Genomic DNA, 20,119 nt, shown 5'->3' on the forward strand with positions numbered 1-20,119 from the left:
CCCGTGCCACGTGAACACCCCCGTAGCGCCAGATTGTCCCGGACGGCGGAGCGCTTGCACACAGAAACTCCCCACTCATTCCGGAAGACCGGAAGCCCCCGCCTCCCCCTCCAGGCGCTCCATCCGCCCGAAGAAGGCGTTGTGGAACTCCAGGTCGTCGCGTCGGCAGGGCGCCGCGAAGTAGATCCGCCGCGCTTCCCCGAGCTCGCACCCGACGACCCCCATGGTCACGAAGACGGCATCGACCCCGTCGCACCCGCGCTCCCTGAGGAACTCCTGCAGAACGCTCCCGTCCCGGTTCCGCTCCCACACCCCTCGCGCGGCCTCCACCACCCGCCCGAGCCGCACCCGTCGTTCCTCGTCCATCCCGGCCCTCCTTCTCCCCGGCCCCTCCGCAGGGGACCGGAGCTCCACCGAAAAGCTCGCGGTACGCGCATCTCCCTCCCCGGGGCGGGCAGCCGAAGAGGACTCTCACCCAAGGAGGTCCGCTCCCATGACGACTCCCCTCGCCTACAAGGGACTCGACGCGATGCCGCCGTGGTTCGTCGTCCTGGTCGCGGTGCTGGCCACGATCGGCATCGTCCTGGTCTACCGGCAGAAACGCTGACCGCCCGGATCCGCGCCCACCGCGCGCGCCCAGGGCCCATACTGCGTTTCGTGCGCACAGACGGACGTTCCCACCTGGCCCTCCAATGCGGCATCACCCTCGGCGCCGCACTCACCGCCCCGCTCCTCCTCCTCGCCGGCGGCTTCGCGTACGACCGCCTCATGCACCGCCTGTACTGGGGCGAGGGCCCGGGCCCGTACTCCAAGGAGGAGGGCTGGGTGCGCCCGGAGTACTTCGTGGTGCACAACGCCCTGGTCCGGGCCCTGACCTGGCCGACGCGCCGTGACGGAATGCTGCGACGGCGGACCGTCCGTACCACCGTCCACGGCACCGGCCCCGATCACTCGGACGCGTAAGACCCCGTGAAGTAGTCGAGTCCGGGATCGGGCGGACCGCACCGCAGGATCGCGTCCACCGCCGGCCACACCTCGACAGGCACCTCGTAACCGAGGAACATCCAGGGGTCGTCCGCGTCCGGCTCGATCACTTCCCGAAGCCGAAGGATCTGCTCACGGCTGATCGGAAACTCGGTACGCAGGAATTCGTCCGCCTTGCTGAACCCCTGCAAGGACCAGACGACCCCGGACACCTCTGAAGACATCCGCGGATCGTACCGCCGACGCCTCCCCGCACGTCCCGTCAGCCGGGGAAGGAGAAGTAGAGCGCGTCGGCGTAGAAGGACGCGAAGTGCTTCTGCCAGTCGGCCCGGACCGAGGCCAGCCAGTCGTCGTCCCGGCCGGCGATCGCCGCCTCGGCCCTGGCGACGGCACGGGGGATCTCCCCGGCCACCAGACTCCGCACGCTCCCCACCGGATCGTCGTCCGTCATCGAGACGATCTCCCCGGTCTCCAGGACGAAGTACTTCGCCCGCTGCTTGTCGAGGTGCGCCGTGGTCCTGGCGACGCACTCCGCGAACTCGGCGTCCCCCTCCAGCCCTTCGCCGACCACGCGCAGCAGGTCGAGCAGCAGGGCCTCCCCGTCGGCGTACTCCCCGGCGATGCCGATCGGAGGGTTCCAGATCATGGACGGAACGATCGTCGTTCCGCGCCCCACCAAGAGCTTGTGCGCGAGCGGGATGTCCCAGTTGTGCTCGGATATGCACCGGATCCGCTGGGGGTTCTCCGTCTCGCTCGGCATCGAGTCGGCGGAGTAGAGATATGAACGGTTCGCCATGCCGGTGAAGCTAGCACCGGACACCGACAACGCCCCGCCGCACGGAGCCGGGGAAGCACGACGACACCGGTGCTCCGCCGCTCCCTCACTCCCCCTCCCCCGCACCACCCATGAGCTCCATCAGACGACCACGGGCCGCCGCGAGCCGCTCCGCGTAGTCGGGCGCGAAGACCCCCGCGAGCTCCTTCTCCAGAGTCCCGGAGATCGCGTGGATCCCGGACCAGACCGCACGATCCGGCACGATGGCGTCCAGCTTGTCGGACTCCATCATCACCTCGTACAGCCAATCGGACAGGACGAACGCCTGGTCCGGCGTGAGCGTGATGAGTACGGGTTCTTCGTCCACCCGGTCACGCTACAAGGACGCTCCACGGGGACCGGCGCTCGGTCCTCGGCCCTCGGCCCTCGGTCAGAAGGGAGGTACGAGATCGCCGCGGCCATCACTGTGCGGACCCCAGTCCCAGGTCTCCTCCCGGGGAGGCGCAACGCCGGTGAGGTCGTGTCCCCACGCTTCGAGGACCTTCCAGGCGACCCGCCGGTCGGAGTCGTCGTCGCCAAGGGTCTCCAGGATCCGGCGCGCGTACACGGCGAGCCGATCGCGGTGCCCGGCGAGCGCGGGATGCTCGGCGAGAACGAGCGCGGCGAGGACGGCGGCTTCGCGCACGTCCTCGTGGTCGTCCCCCAGGAAGGGCTCGACGGCCCGATAAAGCACCGGACGCAGCTCCCGGAAGGCCGACATGGTGGTGTCACGGGCGAGGAGGCCGGGAGAGTACTGCTCGATGCGCCCGACGATCTCGTCGGAGGCGTCGTAGACCGTGGAAAACAGCCAGCTCAGCAGCGTCGCACGGACGGGGACGTCGCGATAGGCCCGAAGGGACATGGCGGCCGGGTGGTCGAGGATGCCGGCGACGTACACGACGACGGGGGCGGTGGCTTCATAAATGCTGTTCTGGTGCCCGACCAGCTCACCCACCTCCGCCAAAGCGGCCACCTGAACCTTGGCATCGGGCACCAACAGCCGCTCCAGTAGCCGAGGAAGCCCCTCACCACTCCCGAAAGCCGTCTGGACCGAACCCCAATCGGTCTCCGCCAGGACCGCCCGGTAGGACGGCAGGCCGGGCTCGCGGGGCACTCCGGCGCTGGAACGGCTGTGGTTCACGGGCCAAATCTAGAACGGACTGGGGTTGGAGTTGTTTGAGGACGAGTGACCACGGCCCCCGTAACCTCCCGGCGCGTCGGGCAACCTGTACGCCTGCCCGGTAAGGCACGACGACTGGGACAATGATCTTCAAGTCTCGTCTCACGGCGGTTGCCTGAATCCGTGGAATCGATCGTCCCGGCTGAAGCGGGGAGAAGGCGGGAGCGCGACCCAAGTCGTCGAGCGCGCGGCAGACGCACCTTGCCGAAGTGACGGTGGATCTGGCCGGATGCACGCTCCGCACGGGAGGGCGGATCAGTGGAACCACACGACGAGGCGTACGTTCTCCGCGCCATGGACCTCGCCGAGGACGCCCATGACCCTCCAGACCCGGCCCCAGTCCGTGTCGGGCCCCGCGGCCGACGCACGGCTCCGCGTACCGGAGTCGTTCGTCTCCTGCCAGTCGGTCGCCGACAACTCGACCCAGGTCAGCCATGTCGTCCCGTATACGCAGTCGGGACCGCCGAAGCCGGCGAACTCCTCCCTCAGTCCTTCCGACGCGTCGTCCGGGAAGCCGCGGCCCTCGGCGAGCGGACGGAAGCCGAAGGTGTTGCGGATTCCGAAGAGACAGGCCAGGCCGTCGTAGGCGTTGCCCCTGTTGAGCAGGAAGAGGTCGATACCCGCTTCCCAGACCGTGTCCTCGTCGTCCGGACCCCACAGTCGGGCCCCCGGTCGGCACTCGATCATTCCGCTGACATCGGTCGACATGGCGCGATCATGCCTGCCGAACCCAGCACCCGGCATCCACTTTTCGTCCCGCACGCTCGCGCCCGTCCCCAGCCGCCCTGCATCCACTGCCCTCCCCCGTGGACACCGAAAACCACCGCCCATGATCAGTCGGGGGGCTCCGCTCATGAACTTCTGCCGGATTCGCACCGCTGGCTTCGTTCATGAGAACGGACAACGGACAGCAGATGTTCACGACTTCGGGGTTCTGGCACGCATCTTGGGGAGCCGTCGCGGAAAGTCATCTCGGTGTTCGGGATATGGGTGCTGTCTGGTCGCGTCGAGACGGCTGCTCAGCGAATCCAGTCGCTTGGCCGGCACGGCCCGTCATGTGGCCGCCTGAATGGTCGCGGCGCAGGAGCTCAGAGCGAGACTGGAGGATGTCCAGGGCCTCGTGGATCGAGCAGCCGAGGTGGTCTCGCAACACCTTGATGCCCTCGATGTTCCTGCCGCTGAGGATCTCCTCGTCCGCGAAGGAGAGCGGACCGGCCGTCCAGGGAGCGGACGCGGAATCCCCACCAGGCCAGTTGACGTCGGTCAGGGTGACGAGCAGGCGGCCCTCCGAGAGCGCCATCGCCACGTCCATGCCGCGGGCTGCTTTCTCCATAAAGGCAACGGGTGCCGTGTGGTCCAGGAGGAAGACGAAGTGCTGGGCCATACGCTGCCGCCACTCATCGGGCTCGCCATCGCCGTCCAGGCGCAGGTTGGAGTTCCATGCCGCCTGGGCGAGGACCGATACGAACAGCCCGAGGAAGTCTGAATTCAGCAGGTCGTCCGCGTGCTCGATCAGGATCGCGAGGTCCTGGTCGCCGTGGCCGGGACCGTGCCAGTCGTGGAGGCAGTCCACGAGCGCGTCCCAGTTGTGGCCGAAGCAGTCGAGGAACGACAGTTCCCGGGCGAAGGTACGGAAGACGGACGCCGGATCCCGCATTTCCCGGCCGTTCAGCCGCAGGACCAGACCGTTTCGCTGCACGAGCGCGGCCGTTTCCGACGCCAGCCACGGGTCGGCCGGGGAGGTGAACACGACCCATGGAGAGCGGCGTTCCGTCAGAGTGGGCTTGGTCATCATGGGCGAGATCCTTGCACGGCGATTGCTCGGTACCAGGGTGGTTCAAGGAGGACAGATCGTGCTTGACGAACATAGTCTGACCAGGTCAGGAGGCTACTGATGACCAAGCTCGATGAGATCGGTAAGAGGGTGTCGCGGGGCTGCTGCAGCAGGATCGTCTTCCGCGGCAGGTGAAAACCGGCGCGACCGTAGAGCTGTCTCTTGATCTTCTTGACGCGGTTGACGGCGTCCTCGATGCTGCCGGAACTCCAGTGGAGGGTGAGGCCGGCGGTCACGGCGCCAAGGTCCCGGCGCGGGTGGAGTGCGAAGCCGGTGAGGCCGGGCAGCCGGCTTGCGTCGACGGCGTCGATCCAGGCAGGGAGCCTGACGCCGAGGCGGCCGGTGAGGATCTCGCCGAAATCGCGGACGTGTCCGGCGGCCTTGTCCGGTTCGGGGCAGTGGGCCAGGACACCCTTCAGGCCGACGCGGTCGTCCTCGCTCAGCGCGGCGGGGTGTCGGGTGAGCCAGCCGGTCACCTGCCGCACCGTCGGAGGCCCTGCCACAGGTGGGAACCGGTCGGCGACCTGCAGGGCGTCGGATGCACCGCGCCGGGCGCCCTCGGCGTAGGCGCCCCGCCCGACCCCGACCCCGACCCCGACCCCGACAGATGATCTCCACGCCGGGTGGCGGATCAGCCAGGCGGCCAGCGGTCCGGCCTCGCGGGTCCGGAGTATGTCGACCACGCGATGGTCTTCGACACTGGTCAAGACCGTGGAGCAGGTCTGGCCGCGACGAATCGCGAAGTCGTCCGCGCCCAGCACACGCGGAGTACCGAACTGCGGATCGGGCAATGCCGTGACCCTCCGTGACAAGTTCATCCGGCCGGCTCCGAAGCCCAGCCGGGCCGCCAGCCCGGCACCGGCCCGCCCTGCCGGCGCGAGCCCCACTCGTTCCAAGGCTCGGCCAAGCCGAGTCGTGAACCGTGCGTACGGCGCAGCCAGTCGGAAGAACGGCTCGGCGAACGTCCGACGCGGGCAGTCCGCCGACCCGCAGATGAAGCGCCGGACCGTCAGCCGGATCACAAAGCCCTGATCCGCGAGCGGAAGGTCCTTCAGCCTGCGCTGGTAGCGGTCGTGGACTCGATCCGACAAGCTGCCGCAGTCCGGACATTCAAACCCGGGCTGCGCGGCCTCTCGCCACGACCTCGACCGTGCCGAAGACGGCTGTGACCGCCTCGCCCTCCACCTCGTCGATCCCGTCGAACACCAGTGAGTCCCAGAACGGTGCATCGACCTGCATGACCAGCACCATCACCGTCCACAGCCGCCCAGAACAGCGAACGGAGTGCACCTGAGGGAGCGTCATTCCCGGCTGCCGGACACCAAGGCTTACGCCGTCTCACACGAGCCAGTCCTTCGCGATCGAACATCGAGGTAACCCTCCGCGACCGCTCCTCAAGTTCTGTGCCATAACCCCGTTCTACGGATGACCGTTGCTCTTGCAGCAGCTCTGCCCCTGCCTGAATGAGGCCGAACGGCGCTGAATGAGACGGCAACTGAGACGGTGAATCGGGCTGTGGTCATCCTTCCCCGGGCGGAATGAGCCGATCAGCGCCATCGACGTCGTCGACGTGACCATGAGCATCGACCGTGATCGGCGTAGCTCGCCCCTTCGCGGTGATCAGCCATGCGAGAACCTGCTCGGTCAGCGGTCCATGGCCCGGCCCTTCATCCTTCCAGTAAGCCCGCCACCCTCCTCCTGGCACAGCGGCCACCACCTGATCCGCCTGCTCCAAGTGGGAGAAGTCCGGATAATCCGTGACCGCTCGCCGGGTGCCGCGCTTGGGATCGACAACGAGGGCTACCCCCGTCGTCTCGTCCCAGGCGTCTACGTGAACGGTCCGTCCGATCATCGTCTCGGTACCGGTGAAGATGGCGAGCCAACCGGTCCCGTTGAAGTAGCGCATACGGTCATCTTCTTCGGTACCCGCCGACGCCTCGGCGACTGGGGATGAGGCCGCGCCAACAACTGCTCGCCCTCGTTCTTGATCAAGCCTGGGGCGCTCTCCGACTGGTGGCTTCCGACCTGCGGTCGAACGGTCACCTGTTGTCACGCGTGGCAGTCGTTGGTCAGCCCCTCCTCGGCCCATGGGCGGCCCGGCTGCTGACCACTCCATCACGTGCCGAACAGGTGCGGGACCGGACACAGCTCCATGGGTGCGTCCGGTTGATCGGCCCAATGCCACCAGAGCCGCCGGTCCGGGCACCGCCACAGGGCACGGCAGGTCCGCTTGCCGTCCTCCTCCCGCCGCATGAGGACAAGGCCGCCCGACTTCATCGGCTGAGCACACTCGGGGCAGACAGGAGGACCACTGGACATGCCGCGCACCGTACCCAAGGATCGATGAGCCCGAGAGACCGGCCCCAGAACACAGAAGCACCGAAGCCGTCGCTCGTGACAGGTTGGCCCCATGAACGAGACACCACACCCCGGCAATCCGAACGGCATCCAGGTGGGCGACATCTACGAGGACTGCTCGTTCCACCCGGTCCTGTGCACAGCGGTCGATGACGTGGCGGGCGTGGTGCTCAGCGGCATCTCGCTCATCGACGGCAGTTTCCCCCGCTCGTGCGATGCCCTGTACTGCGGGCCCATCCACATCCGTGTGGAGGAGGTCGTAGCCATCAAGCAAGACCTCGACGGCTACGCCCGCCGACGAAAGGCCGAGCTACGAGCCAGCGACACCACCTGATCGCTACTCAGCACCCTGAGCACCCGGGCCCACGCGAAGAGGCGCCCATCGATCTTCCCTGTGACCTTCAGCGATTCCAGCCCTTGGAACAGGCGGCCACCTCGCCCAGGACGTCGCCACCCGGGTCGCGTTCCTCGCGGGCCCTTCCTCCTCGTTCATCACGGGACAGGGGAGACCGTGTGACCGGATCACGCGGAAGGGCCGGCCCCGATGGATCGCTCCCCCGTCCAACCCCTTGCGGGTTCGGTCCGACGACCCCCTTCGCAGGAGCGAGGACTCAGAAGATCAGGTCATAGGCGTTCCATCCGCCACCGACAAGGGTGCGGGCGGAGCCGGGGACGAGGCCGGACAGGGGCTTGTACGCGCCCTGGTAGAGCCAGAGTTTGCCGTCCCTGTCCCGGGCGACGAGATCGGGGCGGTCGTCACGTCCGAGTTCGGCGGTGCCCGCGATCGCCGTGTACGTGTTCCACCCGCCGCCGACGCGCTGGCGCTGCTGGAAGGGCGGGGAGGGGTAGGGGCCCCAGCGGTTGTACTTCCACAGCACGCCGTCCTCGTCATGCCCCAGGGCCCCGTCGCGGGCGGCGCCCGACATGGTCAGGGCGGTGTACGTGTTCCAGCCGCCGCCCACCCGCTGGCGCGGCCCGTACACCGTGCCGTACTCCCCCTTGTAGCGCCACAGCACGCCGTCCCGGTCCCGGGCGACCAGACCGCCGTCACCGACGCCGACGAGGGCGGTGTACGCGTTCCAGCCGCCGCCGACCCTCTTGCGAGGGGCGAAGGGCGCGGAGGGCTTGCCGGTGCCCGCGTAGTACCAGAGGACACCCGCCTTGTCGCGGGCGACGAGGTCGCCCCGGCCGTCCGCCGTGGCGGTCGTGACCGGGACGACGGCGGTGTAGGCGTTCCAGCCGCCACCGACCCGCTTGCGCGTCCCGAACGGCCGGGCGACGTCGCCCGTGCCCTCGTACCGCCACAGCACGCCGTCCTTGTCCCGCACGTGGACGGTGCCACGCCGGTCCGCGGAGGGCGTCCCGGCGACGAAGTCGAGGCCGAGCGTGCCCTGGGCCACGGTCGCGCCCGTACTGTCCCTCAGCTCGACCAGGGCGTTCAGGCGGCCCAGAACGGCCGCGGTCTGATCGGTGTCCAGGGTCACGGTGTAGGCGAGGGTCTCGGCGGCCGGCACCGCGGGAAGGTCGAGGGAGGGCCGGGTGGGCGGGTCGTGCAGGACGGGCGGGTGGTAGGGCATGTGCCACGCACAGTCCCCGTACGAGACGCCGTTGACCGCGCAGACGGAACGGATCACGTCCCGGCTCACCGGCGAACTGCCCGCCTCGCCCTCGGTCAGCCAGGTGTCCAGCTCGAAGGAGGCGGTCACCGGGCCCTTCACGCCCACCGGCAGCGCGGCCGTGAACCGCAGCGTCACCGGCCCCTCCTCGCCCGCCGGAACGGTCAGCCGACCACCGTCCTGAACGACCGCCCCGACCTCCTCCTCCGCCGCCGTGCCGGCGGCCGCCGTCCCGGACACGGCGAAGGCCGCCGACCCCCCGAGCGCCACCGGCGCCAGCGCGGCGACCAACGTCGCTGCCACCACTGCCGTACGCGTATGTGCCACGAAACCCTCCTCGGCCCCGGACGCGGAGGCACCCGGTACTGACGGAAGCACCAAACCGCTTCCCGTGCACCTGTTCGACCCCGTGACACCACGAAAGGTTGCAGGGGCCCTCGTGCGGGGTCGCGACGTGCGCGTCTCCTTTGACACGAAGACGGCCTCCGGCGCCTGGGCCGGCCACCTATTTCGGGGCCCCGGAGCGGCTTCCGTGACGACCGGATCCGCCGCCCGCGCCGCCGACGTACTCCAGGGCCTTCCGACCCGCAGGCGGCACGGCCGTGATCATGCGAAAGGACCGGCGCCGGGGAATCATGCCTCCCGCGCCGACCCTCACACCCGCCGAGCCCCCTGTCGGGTTCGAACCGACGATCCCCGCTTTACAAGTTCGACCAGTGCTCGGCGCTGCTGGGGATCCACCCGGCCACGTCAGCGGGGTAGGACCACCTCGGGGTGCTGGCGTCCGGGGTCGTTGATGTCACCTGTGGATGTCAGAACGGTGCGACCATACGTGCTCGCTGGCACGATGATCCCATGGTTGACCTGGAGCGAATCAAGGCGGAGAGCGTCGTCTACTTCCGATCCCTTGACGAGGGGGCAACCCTGCGGCGGTACTTCCGTCACGTCGACGAGGAGGGCGGCCTATGGCACTTCGAGGCCGTGCCAGACCGCGACGAGCTGGTCGTCATCAAGCAGGCCGAGCTGACTCCGGCTGGCCGACTTCACCGGTACAGCTGGGAGCACCTGGAGGACGAGCACGGCTTCCTGACGGATCAGGCGATCGACCCTGAGGAGGATCCGCTGGAGGTCATCTCGGCCGGAGAGTTCCAGGAGATCTGGAACCGGTGAACGCACTGAATAGCCTCTTTACAGGAGCGGCAGGGTGATCCTCGGCCTGGCCTGCACGGCTGCGGTGCTAGCCACTTCACCGCGCAGGCCCTCTAGATGCCCCTCATTCCCCGTGAGTCCCCGTACGATCTGGCACGAATGTGGCACGGCGGCCTCCCCATCCCGAGACAACCCGGGTGGTGCCGCCATTCAAGGCCGATGCGCCTCTCACGTGCACTGATGATCCGCTGCAGTTCGCCAGCGCTGCCACATAGCACTCTTGAGGACAGCCCACGTTCAGTGAGCGGTCAAGGTCATTTCTTGGACTGCTCGGGTTGCACGATCAACGACGTCTCTCCTGCTCGGGGGGAGCCCCTGAGCTTTGGCGAGCGTAAGTGCTTCGAGCAGGAAGAGCAGAAGATCCGAGCGCATGTCTTCGGGAGAGTGACCGGCTGGCAGCCACCACTCTCTTTCGAAGAACAGGCGGTTCCCCTCCGCTATGCCAAGAGTCACGTACCTCGGCTCAGCAGCATGGAACAGCAGCCCTTCGAGAAGGTCCGTAGGCTCGCACTCTTGGAGGTGGCTGGCTTCCCGCTCGCTGATTGGAGCGTAGATCCAGATCGAGAATCGCTCCGGAACGTACCCCACAGCGCGCCAGAAGAGGTGATCACCACTACGCTGCTCAAGTACGCCCAACGTTGGCACGCCGTTGAAGCGGTCCAGGATGTCGACCCGCTCGATGGCGGCATCCGGCACCCACGCCAAGTTCCCCAATACGGGCATAAGGGCCTTATTCAAGGCAATCACCTCCAAGGTTGCCGTCCTCAGTGAAGCACGCATTGAACGCGTCAGCCATGGCATCGTCCCAGTCGGCAGGCTCATCGGGTGCCTGGTCGGGCGGAAAGACGCTCACATGGAGAGGATTCCCCCTAGTGGGTGAATGTACGACTCGAAAGTTACGAGCGCGTAACTGTTCAGCCGTGGTGACCCTCCGGTCGGCTCCCGCTTGGAACATCTTCGTGACCAGCATCGAAGCGGCTGCGGAGTCGACCTCTCCAAGGATCAGAGAAATCTCGGTTTCGCCGATCTCGGGACGAAGCTTGTCTCGAAACCCATCCCCAACCGGCGGTTTTTCGCCGTACTGGGTGAGCTTCACCTCGTTGGAGATCTTGCTAACCGGTGCGCGGCCACCTGACAACAGGTCTCCCCGTCCTTATTTGTCGCTAATCTTTCGCCACTGAACGTAATCAGAGCACGACACTGGGCTCCTTGGTGAGTTGATTGTCACCCCATCGGCTGACATCGCACAAGCGAAAAGGCGATACCTGAGCCCCCCAACTCCCATCCCGTCTGCCGTCGACCCACACGTATGTGGAGCGGGCGCGGGCCCTGGCGTCCAGGTGGAGCGCGCCACTGTACGAACGACCTGGACGCCAGGGCCCGTGTCTGCTCGGCTTGTCCTGGGTCGATGGCAGACGGAATGGGAGTCCCCCACCGAAGCACCCCACGGCCGGCACCCGCTCACGGAGCCCCCGCCCATCCTGGTGCTTGTTGCGCCCCCGCCGGAGGCATGTCTGTGACGGTGAGACAACCGCGGGCGTCGGGGACTCGGACTCATGCCCTTGAGCCATCCCACTTGCAGGGGCGGGCGTCGGCGCAGCGGGGGCGGAGCGGGCCGGAGGCAGGAGCGGCGCCCCAGCGGAGCCGGGAGCCCGCCCGGCGGAGCGGAGCGCAGCCGGGTGCTTGATGAGGTAGAGAAACTTGTAACAGCTCAGGGCCGTCCGTCTGCTCGGTCGGCAGGCTCCTTCATCTCCGGGGGCGTTGTGCACCTGGTGAAGAAGGGGGGAGATCTCGGATCGCTCTCCTGGCGGCGATGCGGATGTGCATCAGGTCAGGGGACAGCTGACGGAGCTACCCTCGCTGCTCACTCGGTTCGAGGCACCAGCGGCTCCAAGGCGGAACTCGTCAGCCGTCGACCGGTTCAGCCAGATGCGCGGCGGCTACCGCATCGATCCGGCGCGCAAGGTCGAAGTCGGCGGCCGTGAGCCGGTGACCGGCGTCGTGGGTGGTGATCCCGAACCGGACGCGGTCCCACCGCAGGTCGATGTCCGCGTGGTGCCCGATCAGCCGCTCGACGTCCGCGACGTGCACGATCAGCGCAACGCCACCGTGGTAACGGATCGCGTACGTGCGGGTGATCTCGTTCCCGTCCCGCCGCCACCCCGGCACCTCCGCCAGCGCGGCGGTGATCTCGGCATCGCTCAGCGGCGTCTTCTCGTCCGGCACGGTCAGCTCCCCTCCGTCACGGGCGCCAAGGCCTCGGCGAGAGCCCGCCCGACCGGGGCATCCTGCCACGGCCGCATGACCCGCTCCAGAGTGACCAACTCCCGCCGCATCCGCGCCGACCCGGTCTCCACCGCGATCGTCACCACCTCCCGGGCAATCTCCACCGCCTGCTCCGGCTCCCGCGAGGCCGCCGCGGCGGTGGCGTGCCGGGCCATGTAGACGCCGCGGTCCCGCCGCGCGGTGCCGGGGACGACGTCAAGTACCTGCGTCCACAGTGCGCTCGCCTCGGCGCCGAGGCCGAGCCGGCCATAACAGGTGGCCCGTTGCACCTCCAGGTACCCGGGCGTCCGGCGGCAGGCGTTGCCCCAGGGCAGGTCATCGGTGACCTGAGGAAGGAGCCGGTCGGCGTCGTCGATGAGACGGTCGACGGACGCCCGGTCGCGCAGGAGGCTGGCACCGTGGGCCTGCTGCTGCATGGCCATGACCCGGATCTTCGGCACCACACCGAGGCCGTCGAGAGCGGCCTCGCACAGGTCGACGACACCGGCCCCGTCGCCAAGATCGGTGCGCACCTGCGCCGAGTTGACCAGGGCGTAGCCGATGAGGTGCGGGTCGCGGGCGCGAAGCGCCGCCTCCTGGGTGACACCCCGCCAGAACGCGGCTGCGGAGAGGTCGCCGGCGTCCTGGTAGAGCCAGCCGACGAGCGCGGCGTACGCGGCGCCGACGCGGAGCAGGCCGCGACGGGTCTCACCGGTGGCGGAGCGGGTGAGCTTGTCGATGAGCTGGTACTGGGGGCCGAGGGTGCCGATGAGGTCGTGGGGGCCGAGGAGCATGTCGGCCCGGTAGTGCCCTTCGAGCTGGTCCTGGAAGTAGTCAACGAGCGCGGGATCGACCTGCTGCGGAGCAAGGGGTCCGGGGGCGAGCGCGGCGGCGGTGACGTCGAGGAGACGGGCGGTCCGCAGATCAGCCTCCTCGTGGTGTTCGGGTCGGATCCAGCCCGGCGGCGTGGTGAAGCCGAGGTCCTCGGGCCAGCGGCCGAGGGCGTCGTGGAGGACGAGCGCGGTCTCCTCCGACGGCCACCCAGGGCGAGGCCCTTCCCACCGGCGCCAGGTCCGTGGGGACACGGTGAAGTGCGGGTCGTCGAGGAGCCGCTGACCGTGGGCCTGAAGACCGGCGGCGGCCGCGTCGGCGGAGCGCCAACCGACGCGGAGTCGTGCCGAGCGAAGGGCGTCGTTGCGGCTCATGCCGCCAGTGTGAGGTGTCATCGCGGTCCCTGAGGGCCGTGGCCGCGACGTGGCCGTACGTGGCCACTCGATGGCCTGTCCGTGCGGTGCGGTGTCCGCACATCATCGGTCTCAGGACGACGGGGCATGGGCAATCTGCGGAAATGCCCCCGATGGAGGGAGTGATGATGCAAGGGAGGGACTGCGCGTACTGTCCCGAGCCCGGCGCCGACGCGTGCGTGCGGGTGACGGCCCCCGAGGTCGGCTCCAAGCACGTCTTCGCCCACCGGAAGTGCGCGAAGGACCGTGACGTGAGCTGGTGGTACGTGATCACCGACGAGCCGGACAAGGTGGTGCGGTGAAGCCGGGCACGGTCCTGCGCCACGCCCTGTGGACGATCGGCCCCGACCCCGACCGGAACCCGTCGACCGTGCACACCGCGTGCAAGGAGTGCGGCGAGAAGTCCCCCGTCGGCCCCGACCGGGCGGCCTCCGACCTGTGGGCCCTGCGGCACAGCGGCCGGACCGGGCACCGCCGCTACCACGAGTGCGTCTCCGTCGACCTGATCACCCGCCCCACGCACGAGGAGCCCGCCCGGTGAAACACTGTTCGTACTGCGGCCGGAAGATCACCGGCGAGGCCACCCCGGTCACCGACGACGCCGCGACGGGCGCCCACATCCCGGCCTACTGGCACACCGTCCCGACGGAGTGCGGGCCGCGCCCCTCAGGGATGGACGACTCCAGCCGCCTTCAGCACCACCTCGACCACGCGGGCCGGACCCGCTGAGGTGTGCGAAGAACGTGAAGCGGCGTCCGGGGCCGTTCCCGAAACGGGACGGGAACGCGAAGGGCCGGCGCCGGGGATCACACCCCCGCACCGGCCCTCACACCCACAGAGCCCTCTGTCGGGTTCGAACCGACGGTCCCCGCTTTACAGGAGCGGCAGGGTGATCCTCGGCCTGACCTGCACGGCTGCGGTGCTAGCCACTTCACCGCGCAGGCCCTCTAGATGCTCCTCATTCCTTGTGAGTCCCCGCACGATCTGGCACGGATATGGCACGAGGGCCTCTTCGTCCCGAAGCGACTCGGGCGGTGGCGCTTCCTTGGACTGCTGCGCCTCCCGCCTGCGCTGATGGTCCGCAGACGTTCGCGCTCGGCCGCTGCTATCTGTCGGCGTTGTCACGCAGTTGGACACTCATCGCTATTCGATTCGGGCCCGCACGAGGGCATCAGTGGCCCTACGTAGGGCCGCCTTCAGCCTCTCCCGCTCGTCGCGCACCCGGCCGACCTTCCTGCCGGATGCCTGGTAGGCGGTTTCGAACTCGACCCAGGTCTCGTAGGCCGCGAGCATCGCCTCGGAAGAAGCCCGGCCTCGCTCGAACTGTTGCCGGAAGCCCAGGGGCGGCTCGTGGGTTCCGATCCACAATTCGAACCGGGCGTGCTCGGCCATGTACTGCGCGGCAAGTTCGACCACGTCGTTGCCGACGATGTTGCTGGGACCGCCGACGAACAGCCCGTTACCAAGCAAGGAGAAGAACCGACATGATCGAACGAGTCCGCGCCGTCCTCGTCACCCCCGAGAACACGATGCTGGTCATCCGCCGCACCAGGCCCGGCATCCCCGAGTACTGGGTCCTGCCCGGCGGCGGAGTCGAACCCGAGGACGCATCCCGGGAGGCCGCCCTCCACCGCGAGATCCACGAGGAGATCGCCGGGAAGGCCGACATCGTCCGCCTCCTCCACACGATGGAGTCCGACGACGAGCGCCAGCTCTTCTACCTCGCCCGCATCACGACCTGGTCCTTCGACGACCGCACCGGCCCCGAGTTCAGCGCCGGGGGCCGGGGCGAGTACGCACTGGAGGAGATCCCGCTGACCCCGGAGGGGCTCGACGGCATCGACCTCAAGCCCGAGGAGATCGCCCACGTCCTCCGGGGCGCCCTCAGCACCGGAAGCCTCAAGGACGAGGCGACACCTTGAAGATCCCGTACGGCACACGGACGGCACGCGGCCCTTGAGAGGTCCCGACAACGACGAGGCCCCAGGTCAGGCACCTGGGACCTCGTTCAAGGTGCCCCTTCATACGCGAAAGGACCGGCTCAAGGATCACACCCCCGCACCGGCCCTCCGCACCCAAGAGCCCCCTGTCGGGTTCGAACCGACGACCCCCGCTTTACAAGAGCGGTGCTCTGGCCAGCTGAGCTAAGGAGGCAGCCCGTGCAGTGTATCCAACGCGCGTCCCCCGGTGGTCGGGAATCTCACCGGGCGAGGAGTGCTGACAGATCCCCCCGTGGCAGGTAGCGTCACTTGCGGTTCACCCAGGTGGACTAGACCTCAATCACTCCTTTACTCGGATCGTCCGGCACGTTCCTGCCGGTGAAGGGACACATCACCATGGCTTCCGTCACGTTCGACAAGGCGACCCGGATCTACCCCGGTGCCACCAAGCCCTCCGTCGACCAGCTCGACATCGAGATCGCCGACGGCGAGTTCCTCGTCCTCGTCGGGCCCTCCGGCTGTGGCAAGTCGACCTCCCTGCGGATGCTCGCGGGTCTCGAGGACGTCAACGCCGGCTCCATCCGCATCGGTGACCGCGACGTCACGCACCTGCCGCCCAAGGACCGGGACATCGCCATGGTGTTCCAGAACTACGCGCTCTACCCGCACATGACCGTCGGCGACAACATGGGCTTCGCGCTCAAGATCGCCGGGGTCAACAAGGCCGAGATCCGCGCCAAGGTCGAAGAGGCCGCGAAGATGCTCGACCTCACCGAGTACCTCGATCGCAAGCCGAAGGCGCTCTCCGGCGGTCAGCGCCAGCGCGTCGCCATGGGCCGCGCCATCGTCCGCGAGCCGCAGGTCTTCCTCATGGACGAGCCGCTGTCGAACCTCGACGCCAAGCTCCGCGTCTCGACCCGCACCCAGATCGCGAGCCTCCAGCGCCGCCTGGGCATCACCACGGTCTACGTCACCCACGACCAGACCGAGGCCCTCACCATGGGCGACCGCGTCGCCGTCCTCAAGGACGGTCTGCTCCAGCAGGTCGACTCCCCGCGCAACATGTACGACAAGCCCGCGAACCTCTTCGTCGCCGGCTTCATCGGCTCCCCCGCCATGAACCTCGTCGAGGTCCCGATCACCGACGGCGGCGTGAAGTTCGGCAACAGCGTCGTCCCGGTCTCCCGCGACGCCATCGCCGCCGCCTCCGCCAACGGCGACACCACCGTCACCGTCGGCGTCCGCCCCGAGCACTTCGACGTCTCGGGCCCGACGAGCAAGGACGGCCTCGCCGTCACCGTCAACGTCGTCGAGGAGCTCGGCTCCGACGGCTTCGTCTACGGCTCCACCCGCGTCGGCGGCGAGGACAAGGACCTGGTCGTCCGCGTCGGCGGCCGCGACGTCCCCGCCAAGGGCTCCACCCTCCACGTCGTGCCCCGCGCCGGCGAGCTGCACGTCTTCTCCACCTCCACGGGCGCCCGCCTCAGCGACTGACCCGAGAAGGACCGCCCGGCGGCCCCGCGTCCACCCCGGACGCGGGGCCGTTCGGCCATCCGGATCCCATAGAGGGGTTTACGGCGGGAAACCCCGGCATTCCGGTCCCACAACGGCCCTGCGGCGCGCCCCGCGACACCTCCGCGTCAACACGCGATTCGAAAAGCCGCCTCGAACCATCCCCCGCGAGAGTGACTAAATGTCGCCATATCACTACCTCCCGCTACGCTCGCCTGCGTGACCCACTCTGCCCGCCGAATCGGCCGCTCCCTCGCCCTCGTCCTGCCCGTCGTCCTGGTGCTCTCGGGAACGCTCGCGGTGTCCGCCGTTCCGTGGGCCGGCCAGGACTCCGCGACCCAGCTGACGGCGTCCGCCAAGGACGTCTCCGTCCCGGCCAAGTCCCGCGCCCCGCAGGACGTCCTGCGCGACCAGCTCCTCGCCGAGCTCCAGGCGACGGACCCCGGTGTCGCCCTCACGCACCTCCAGCGCGAGGTCGAGAACCGCCCCTCCCTCGCCCGGCACTGCGTGTCGATCGCCCGCGACCTCGGCCGCGCCGCCGTCCAGCGCTACGGCCCCGCCCGCGCCCAGTCCTTCTCCCGCCCGGTCTGCGACACCTCGTACGCGACCGGCGTCATGCGCGCCGGCTGACCCCCGAAGGGCCCCGCCCCGTACCGCCGTGGAGGAGCGCCGGGCGCCTATCGTTCCCCGTATGCACTCCACTCCGACGCAGGCCGTGATCCTGGCGGGCGGCCAGGGCTCGCGGCTGCGCCCCTACACCGACGACCGCCCCAAGCCGATGGTCGAGATCCCGGGCACCGGGACCCCGATCATCGGCCATCAGCTCTCCTGGCTGGCCGCCGAGGGTGTCACCCACGCCGTCGTCTCCTGCGGCCACCTCGCCGAAGTGCTCCAGGAGTGGCTGGAGGCCGCCGTCCTGCCCCTCGAGGTGACCACGGTCGTCGAGACCGAGCCCCTGGGGCGGGGCGGCGGCCTCAAGTACGCCGCCGCGCACCTGCCCGCGTCGAACGAGCCCTGGTACGCCACCAACGGCGACATCTGGACCCGCTTCTCGCTGCGCGAGATGGCCGCCTTCCACGCCGAGCGCGACGCCCTCGCCACCCTCGCCCTGGCCCGCCCCCGCATCCCGTGGGGCGCCGTCGAGACCGACACCTTCGGGCACATCACCGACTTCATCGAGGCGCCGCCGTCGCCGTTCCTCATCAACGCCGGCGTGTACGTCTTCTCCGCCGACTTCACCGAGCTGCTCCCCGACCTCGGCGACCACGAGCGGACCACCTTCCCCCGGCTCGCCCGCGAGCAGCGCCTGGCCGGCTTCCCGCTGCCCCAGGGGGCGTACTGGCGGGCCATCGACACCGCCAAGGACCTCACCGAGGCCGCCAAGGAGCTCGCCGCCCAGAAGGTCTGACGCGCATACGTAAGCGCATACGTAAGCGCATACGCACGCGCGGACGCACGCGCATACGTACGCGAAAGGGCGGCACCGCGCGGAAGCGGTGCCGCCCTTCTCCGTCCGTACGGACGCGGCCTCAGCCCAGCAGGCCGCCGATCGGGTTCCGGGCGCCCCCGTCCCCGCCGCCGCTCGTCGTCGAGCCGCTCTCCGACGGGGTGCCGGTCGAGTCGGTCGAGCCCGTGGAGCCGCCGCCCGACGTGCCGCCCGTGCTGCTCGGGGTGTCGCTGGTGGACGGCGGGGGCTCCGGGTCCGACCGCGTGGGCGTGCGGTCGCCGGATCCGCCGGTCCCGGTGCCGGCGCCCTGCGTGGCCGTCGGGCGCTGCTCCTGCGTGCGGGAGGACTCGCGGGTCGGCTCGGTCGTGCGCTCCGCCGCCTCCCGGGTCCGCTCGCTCTTCGCCGGGGCCTCGGTCGCCGCCCCGGTGGTCGCGGCGGGGCTCGGCGGGGTGGACGCCGGCCGGGAGGAGGCGTCGCCGCTCGGCTCCTGGAGGGGGCGGCCGGGCAGGTGGTTGATCGGGTCGTCGTTGGGGCCCGGGACGGTGACCATCTCGGTGGAGCGGACCGCGCCGCCGAGGACGGAGCCGATGAGCAGGGTGAGACCGACGACGACGGCGGCGAGGAGGGTGCCGCGGCGCAGCACCCGGCGGCGCAGGTCCAGGAGGTCGGCGCGGGGGCCGAGGGTGCGCCAGGCCTCCCCGGCGAGGCGGCTGTCGACCGAGTAGACGGGGGCGCCCGCGATGAGCAGCGGCGACCAGGCGGCCAGGTAGATGATGTCGGCCGAGTCGTAGACCGGGACGCTCTTCCAGCTGACGGTGAGCAGCAGCGCGGCGGAGAGCAGGGCGCCGACGACGGCGGCGACCCGCTGCCAGAGGCCGAGGATCGTGAGGACGCCGACGACGACCTGGAGGAAGGCGACGGTGAGTCCGGCGCCGACGGGGTGCTGGAGGGCGAAGTCGCGGAGCGGCTCGGCGAGGGCCCAGGGGTGCAGGGAGTTGAGCCACTTCACCATGGAGCCGCGCTCGCCGCCGTCGAAGTAGACGGGGTCGCAGAGCTTGCCCATGCCCGCGTAGACCGAGATGAGGCCGAGGAAGACGCGGAGCGGAAGGAGGACGACGCCGAGGTTCATCCGGCGGCCGGGGTAGTAGGCGTGCCGGACGGAGTCCTGTCCGTGCCGCCGCTCGGCCCGGCCGGGCCGCGCCTCCTCGTCCCCGTACGCGTCCTCCGGCTCGGGCCGGGGCTCGTACAGGTCGTCGTAGGCGCCCTCGGCGCGCCGCATCGGCGGCAGCAGCGGCGCGGCCCCGGCGGGCACCACCGGGTTGGGCACGGTGTCGCCGACGCGCGGGATCGCCTGGGTGGCGCCCCCGTCCGGGCCGCCGACGGGGTCGAGGGTGGCCACGGAGGACTCGCGCACGGCCTGGAGGAGGCCGGTCGCGCCCGGCGTGGACTTCCCGGTCCACACGACGGGGCGCCGGCGCGGACCGCCGCCCGCTCGGGCGCCGGCTCCGGACAGGGCTGCGGTACGGGCGCCGGCGGCGAACCTCGGCTGCGGGGCCGGCGCGAGCCGCACACGGAAGCTGGCGTGGTTCACGATCACCTGGGCGGGATCGGAATCCACCTTGACCATGCTCAGCGCGGGCTGATCGTCGAACCCCGGCCGGGGCGTTCTGGTGTCCACACTCATCTAACCGAGTGATCTGGGTTTAGGACACTGCC

General features: G+C 69.4%; 27 protein-coding genes and 1 tRNA gene. 10 read left to right on the top strand and 18 right to left on the bottom strand.

Features of this window, described 5'->3' with window-relative positions:
- Positions 1 to 75: 75 nt before the first annotated feature.
- Positions 76 to 366 (bottom strand): hypothetical protein, encoded by a 291-nt coding sequence (locus ACIQD7_RS20185; RefSeq protein ID WP_402443134.1) that lies wholly within the window; start codon positions 364 to 366, stop codon positions 76 to 78.
- A 291-nt stretch (positions 367 to 657) separates the two neighbouring features.
- Between ACIQD7_RS20185 and ACIQD7_RS20190 the strand changes: the two genes are divergently transcribed.
- Complete coding sequence (locus ACIQD7_RS20190; RefSeq protein WP_402443136.1) at positions 658 to 963, top strand: hypothetical protein; 306 nt, start codon at positions 658 to 660, stop codon at positions 961 to 963.
- On the opposite strand, the gene ACIQD7_RS20195 is transcribed toward ACIQD7_RS20190, so the two are convergent.
- From ACIQD7_RS20195 to ACIQD7_RS20235, 9 genes are all read right to left on the bottom strand, one after another.
- Entirely contained in the window at positions 948 to 1,208 is a 261-nt protein-coding gene (locus tag ACIQD7_RS20195) for a hypothetical protein (RefSeq protein ID WP_402443137.1), read from the bottom strand. The genes ACIQD7_RS20190 and ACIQD7_RS20195 overlap by 16 nt on opposite strands.
- A 38-nt stretch (positions 1,209 to 1,246) precedes the next feature.
- Positions 1,247 to 1,780, bottom strand: a complete 534-nt coding sequence (locus ACIQD7_RS20200) for a hypothetical protein (protein ID WP_402443139.1) — start codon at positions 1,778 to 1,780, stop codon at positions 1,247 to 1,249.
- Between the two features lie 85 nt (positions 1,781 to 1,865).
- Positions 1,866 to 2,126, bottom strand: coding sequence for a hypothetical protein (locus ACIQD7_RS20205; protein WP_402443141.1), 261 nt, complete (start codon positions 2,124 to 2,126; stop codon positions 1,866 to 1,868).
- A gap of 63 nt (positions 2,127 to 2,189) precedes the next feature.
- Positions 2,190 to 2,939, bottom strand: coding sequence for a hypothetical protein (locus ACIQD7_RS20210; protein ID WP_402443142.1), 750 nt, complete (start codon positions 2,937 to 2,939; stop codon positions 2,190 to 2,192).
- A 294-nt stretch (positions 2,940 to 3,233) separates the two neighbouring features.
- Positions 3,234 to 3,686, bottom strand: coding sequence for a hypothetical protein (locus tag ACIQD7_RS20215; RefSeq protein ID WP_402443144.1), 453 nt, complete (start codon positions 3,684 to 3,686; stop codon positions 3,234 to 3,236).
- A 259-nt stretch (positions 3,687 to 3,945) separates the two neighbouring features.
- Positions 3,946 to 4,773 carry a barstar family protein gene (locus ACIQD7_RS20220; RefSeq protein WP_402443145.1) on the bottom strand — a complete coding sequence of 276 codons (828 nt, stop codon included), beginning with the start codon at positions 4,771 to 4,773 and terminating at the stop codon, positions 3,946 to 3,948.
- Positions 4,770 to 5,903: a hypothetical protein gene (locus ACIQD7_RS20225; RefSeq protein ID WP_402443147.1), complete on the bottom strand. Its 1,134-nt coding sequence runs from the start codon at positions 5,901 to 5,903 to the stop codon at positions 4,770 to 4,772. The genes ACIQD7_RS20220 and ACIQD7_RS20225 overlap by 4 nt, the downstream gene beginning before the upstream one ends.
- Before the next feature lie 19 nt (positions 5,904 to 5,922).
- The gene (locus ACIQD7_RS20230; protein WP_402443149.1) at positions 5,923 to 6,051 is read right to left on the bottom strand and encodes a hypothetical protein; all 129 of its coding nucleotides are present in this window, start codon (positions 6,049 to 6,051) and stop codon (positions 5,923 to 5,925) included.
- A 280-nt stretch (positions 6,052 to 6,331) separates the two neighbouring features.
- Positions 6,332 to 6,718, bottom strand: coding sequence for a hypothetical protein (locus ACIQD7_RS20235; RefSeq protein WP_402443151.1), 387 nt, complete (start codon positions 6,716 to 6,718; stop codon positions 6,332 to 6,334).
- Between the two features lie 504 nt (positions 6,719 to 7,222).
- On the opposite strand from ACIQD7_RS20235, the gene ACIQD7_RS20240 reads away from it, so the two are divergent.
- Positions 7,223 to 7,504, top strand: coding sequence for a hypothetical protein (locus ACIQD7_RS20240; RefSeq protein WP_402443153.1), 282 nt, complete (start codon positions 7,223 to 7,225; stop codon positions 7,502 to 7,504).
- 277 nt (positions 7,505 to 7,781) lie between these two features.
- On the opposite strand, the gene ACIQD7_RS20245 is transcribed toward ACIQD7_RS20240, so the two are convergent.
- Positions 7,782 to 9,113 (bottom strand): hypothetical protein, encoded by a 1,332-nt coding sequence (locus ACIQD7_RS20245; protein WP_402443154.1) that lies wholly within the window; start codon positions 9,111 to 9,113, stop codon positions 7,782 to 7,784.
- Positions 9,114 to 9,641: 528 nt separating this feature from the next.
- Between ACIQD7_RS20245 and ACIQD7_RS20250 the strand changes: the two genes are divergently transcribed.
- Positions 9,642 to 9,956 carry a hypothetical protein gene (locus tag ACIQD7_RS20250; RefSeq protein WP_402443155.1) on the top strand — a complete coding sequence of 105 codons (315 nt, stop codon included), beginning with the start codon at positions 9,642 to 9,644 and terminating at the stop codon, positions 9,954 to 9,956.
- A 276-nt stretch (positions 9,957 to 10,232) separates the two neighbouring features.
- On the opposite strand, the gene ACIQD7_RS20255 is transcribed toward ACIQD7_RS20250, so the two are convergent.
- The 4 genes from ACIQD7_RS20255 to ACIQD7_RS20270 form a co-directional block, all read right to left on the bottom strand.
- Entirely contained in the window at positions 10,233 to 10,748 is a 516-nt protein-coding gene (locus ACIQD7_RS20255; RefSeq protein ID WP_402443157.1) for a hypothetical protein, read from the bottom strand.
- Positions 10,726 to 11,091 carry a hypothetical protein gene (locus tag ACIQD7_RS20260; protein WP_402443159.1) on the bottom strand — a complete coding sequence of 122 codons (366 nt, stop codon included), beginning with the start codon at positions 11,089 to 11,091 and terminating at the stop codon, positions 10,726 to 10,728. Before ACIQD7_RS20260 ends, ACIQD7_RS20255 begins: the two co-directional genes overlap by 23 nt.
- Positions 11,092 to 11,900: 809 nt before the next feature.
- Positions 11,901 to 12,227, bottom strand: a complete 327-nt coding sequence (locus tag ACIQD7_RS20265) for a 4a-hydroxytetrahydrobiopterin dehydratase (RefSeq protein WP_402443302.1) — start codon at positions 12,225 to 12,227, stop codon at positions 11,901 to 11,903.
- A complete protein-coding gene (locus ACIQD7_RS20270) occupies positions 12,224 to 13,465 on the bottom strand; it encodes a Twin-arginine translocation pathway signal (RefSeq protein ID WP_402443161.1) in 1,242 nt (413 codons plus the stop codon). Before ACIQD7_RS20270 ends, ACIQD7_RS20265 begins: the two co-directional genes overlap by 4 nt.
- A gap of 164 nt (positions 13,466 to 13,629) precedes the next feature.
- Here ACIQD7_RS20270 and ACIQD7_RS20275 point away from each other — a divergent pair, with 164 nt between their 5' ends.
- The 3 genes from ACIQD7_RS20275 to ACIQD7_RS20285 are packed head-to-tail and all read left to right on the top strand — an operon-like array spanning position 13,630 to position 14,233.
- Positions 13,630 to 13,806 carry a hypothetical protein gene (locus ACIQD7_RS20275; protein ID WP_402443163.1) on the top strand — a complete coding sequence of 59 codons (177 nt, stop codon included), beginning with the start codon at positions 13,630 to 13,632 and terminating at the stop codon, positions 13,804 to 13,806.
- A complete protein-coding gene (locus ACIQD7_RS20280; protein WP_402443165.1) occupies positions 13,803 to 14,045 on the top strand; it encodes a hypothetical protein in 243 nt (80 codons plus the stop codon). The genes ACIQD7_RS20275 and ACIQD7_RS20280 overlap by 4 nt, the downstream gene beginning before the upstream one ends.
- Positions 14,042 to 14,233 carry a hypothetical protein gene (locus tag ACIQD7_RS20285; RefSeq protein WP_402443167.1) on the top strand — a complete coding sequence of 64 codons (192 nt, stop codon included), beginning with the start codon at positions 14,042 to 14,044 and terminating at the stop codon, positions 14,231 to 14,233. The genes ACIQD7_RS20280 and ACIQD7_RS20285 overlap by 4 nt, the downstream gene beginning before the upstream one ends.
- Before the next feature lie 414 nt (positions 14,234 to 14,647).
- Here ACIQD7_RS20285 and ACIQD7_RS20290 read toward each other — a convergent pair whose 3' ends face one another.
- A complete protein-coding gene (locus ACIQD7_RS20290) occupies positions 14,648 to 14,974 on the bottom strand; it encodes a hypothetical protein (RefSeq protein ID WP_402443169.1) in 327 nt (108 codons plus the stop codon).
- A gap of 14 nt (positions 14,975 to 14,988) precedes the next feature.
- On the opposite strand from ACIQD7_RS20290, the gene ACIQD7_RS20295 reads away from it, so the two are divergent.
- Positions 14,989 to 15,426: an NUDIX domain-containing protein gene (locus ACIQD7_RS20295; protein WP_402443170.1), complete on the top strand. Its 438-nt coding sequence runs from the start codon at positions 14,989 to 14,991 to the stop codon at positions 15,424 to 15,426.
- A 158-nt stretch (positions 15,427 to 15,584) separates the two neighbouring features.
- Here the strand turns inward: ACIQD7_RS20295 and ACIQD7_RS20300 are convergent.
- A tRNA-Thr gene (locus ACIQD7_RS20300) sits at positions 15,585 to 15,658 on the bottom strand.
- Between the two features lie 182 nt (positions 15,659 to 15,840).
- Between ACIQD7_RS20300 and ACIQD7_RS20305 the strand changes: the two genes are divergently transcribed.
- The 3 genes from ACIQD7_RS20305 (at position 15,841) to ACIQD7_RS20315 (ending at position 18,364) form a co-directional block, all read left to right on the top strand.
- On the top strand, positions 15,841 to 16,938 hold the full coding sequence (locus ACIQD7_RS20305) for an ABC transporter ATP-binding protein (protein WP_053643515.1): 1,098 nt from the start codon (positions 15,841 to 15,843) through the stop codon (positions 16,936 to 16,938).
- A 237-nt stretch (positions 16,939 to 17,175) separates the two neighbouring features.
- Complete coding sequence (locus ACIQD7_RS20310) at positions 17,176 to 17,586, top strand: hypothetical protein (RefSeq protein ID WP_205613763.1); 411 nt, start codon at positions 17,176 to 17,178, stop codon at positions 17,584 to 17,586.
- Positions 17,587 to 17,647: 61 nt separating this feature from the next.
- Positions 17,648 to 18,364 (top strand): NDP-sugar synthase, encoded by a 717-nt coding sequence (locus ACIQD7_RS20315; RefSeq protein WP_402443172.1) that lies wholly within the window; start codon positions 17,648 to 17,650, stop codon positions 18,362 to 18,364.
- 121 nt (positions 18,365 to 18,485) lie between these two features.
- Here the strand turns inward: ACIQD7_RS20315 and ACIQD7_RS20320 are convergent, their stop codons facing one another.
- Positions 18,486 to 20,087, bottom strand: a complete 1,602-nt coding sequence (locus ACIQD7_RS20320; protein ID WP_402443174.1) for a DoxX family protein — start codon at positions 20,085 to 20,087, stop codon at positions 18,486 to 18,488.
- Between the last annotated feature and the right edge of the window lie 32 nt (positions 20,088 to 20,119).

Source organism: Streptomyces sp. NPDC093071, from assembly GCF_044754545.1.
GTDB lineage: Bacteria > Actinomycetota > Actinomycetes > Streptomycetales > Streptomycetaceae > Streptomyces.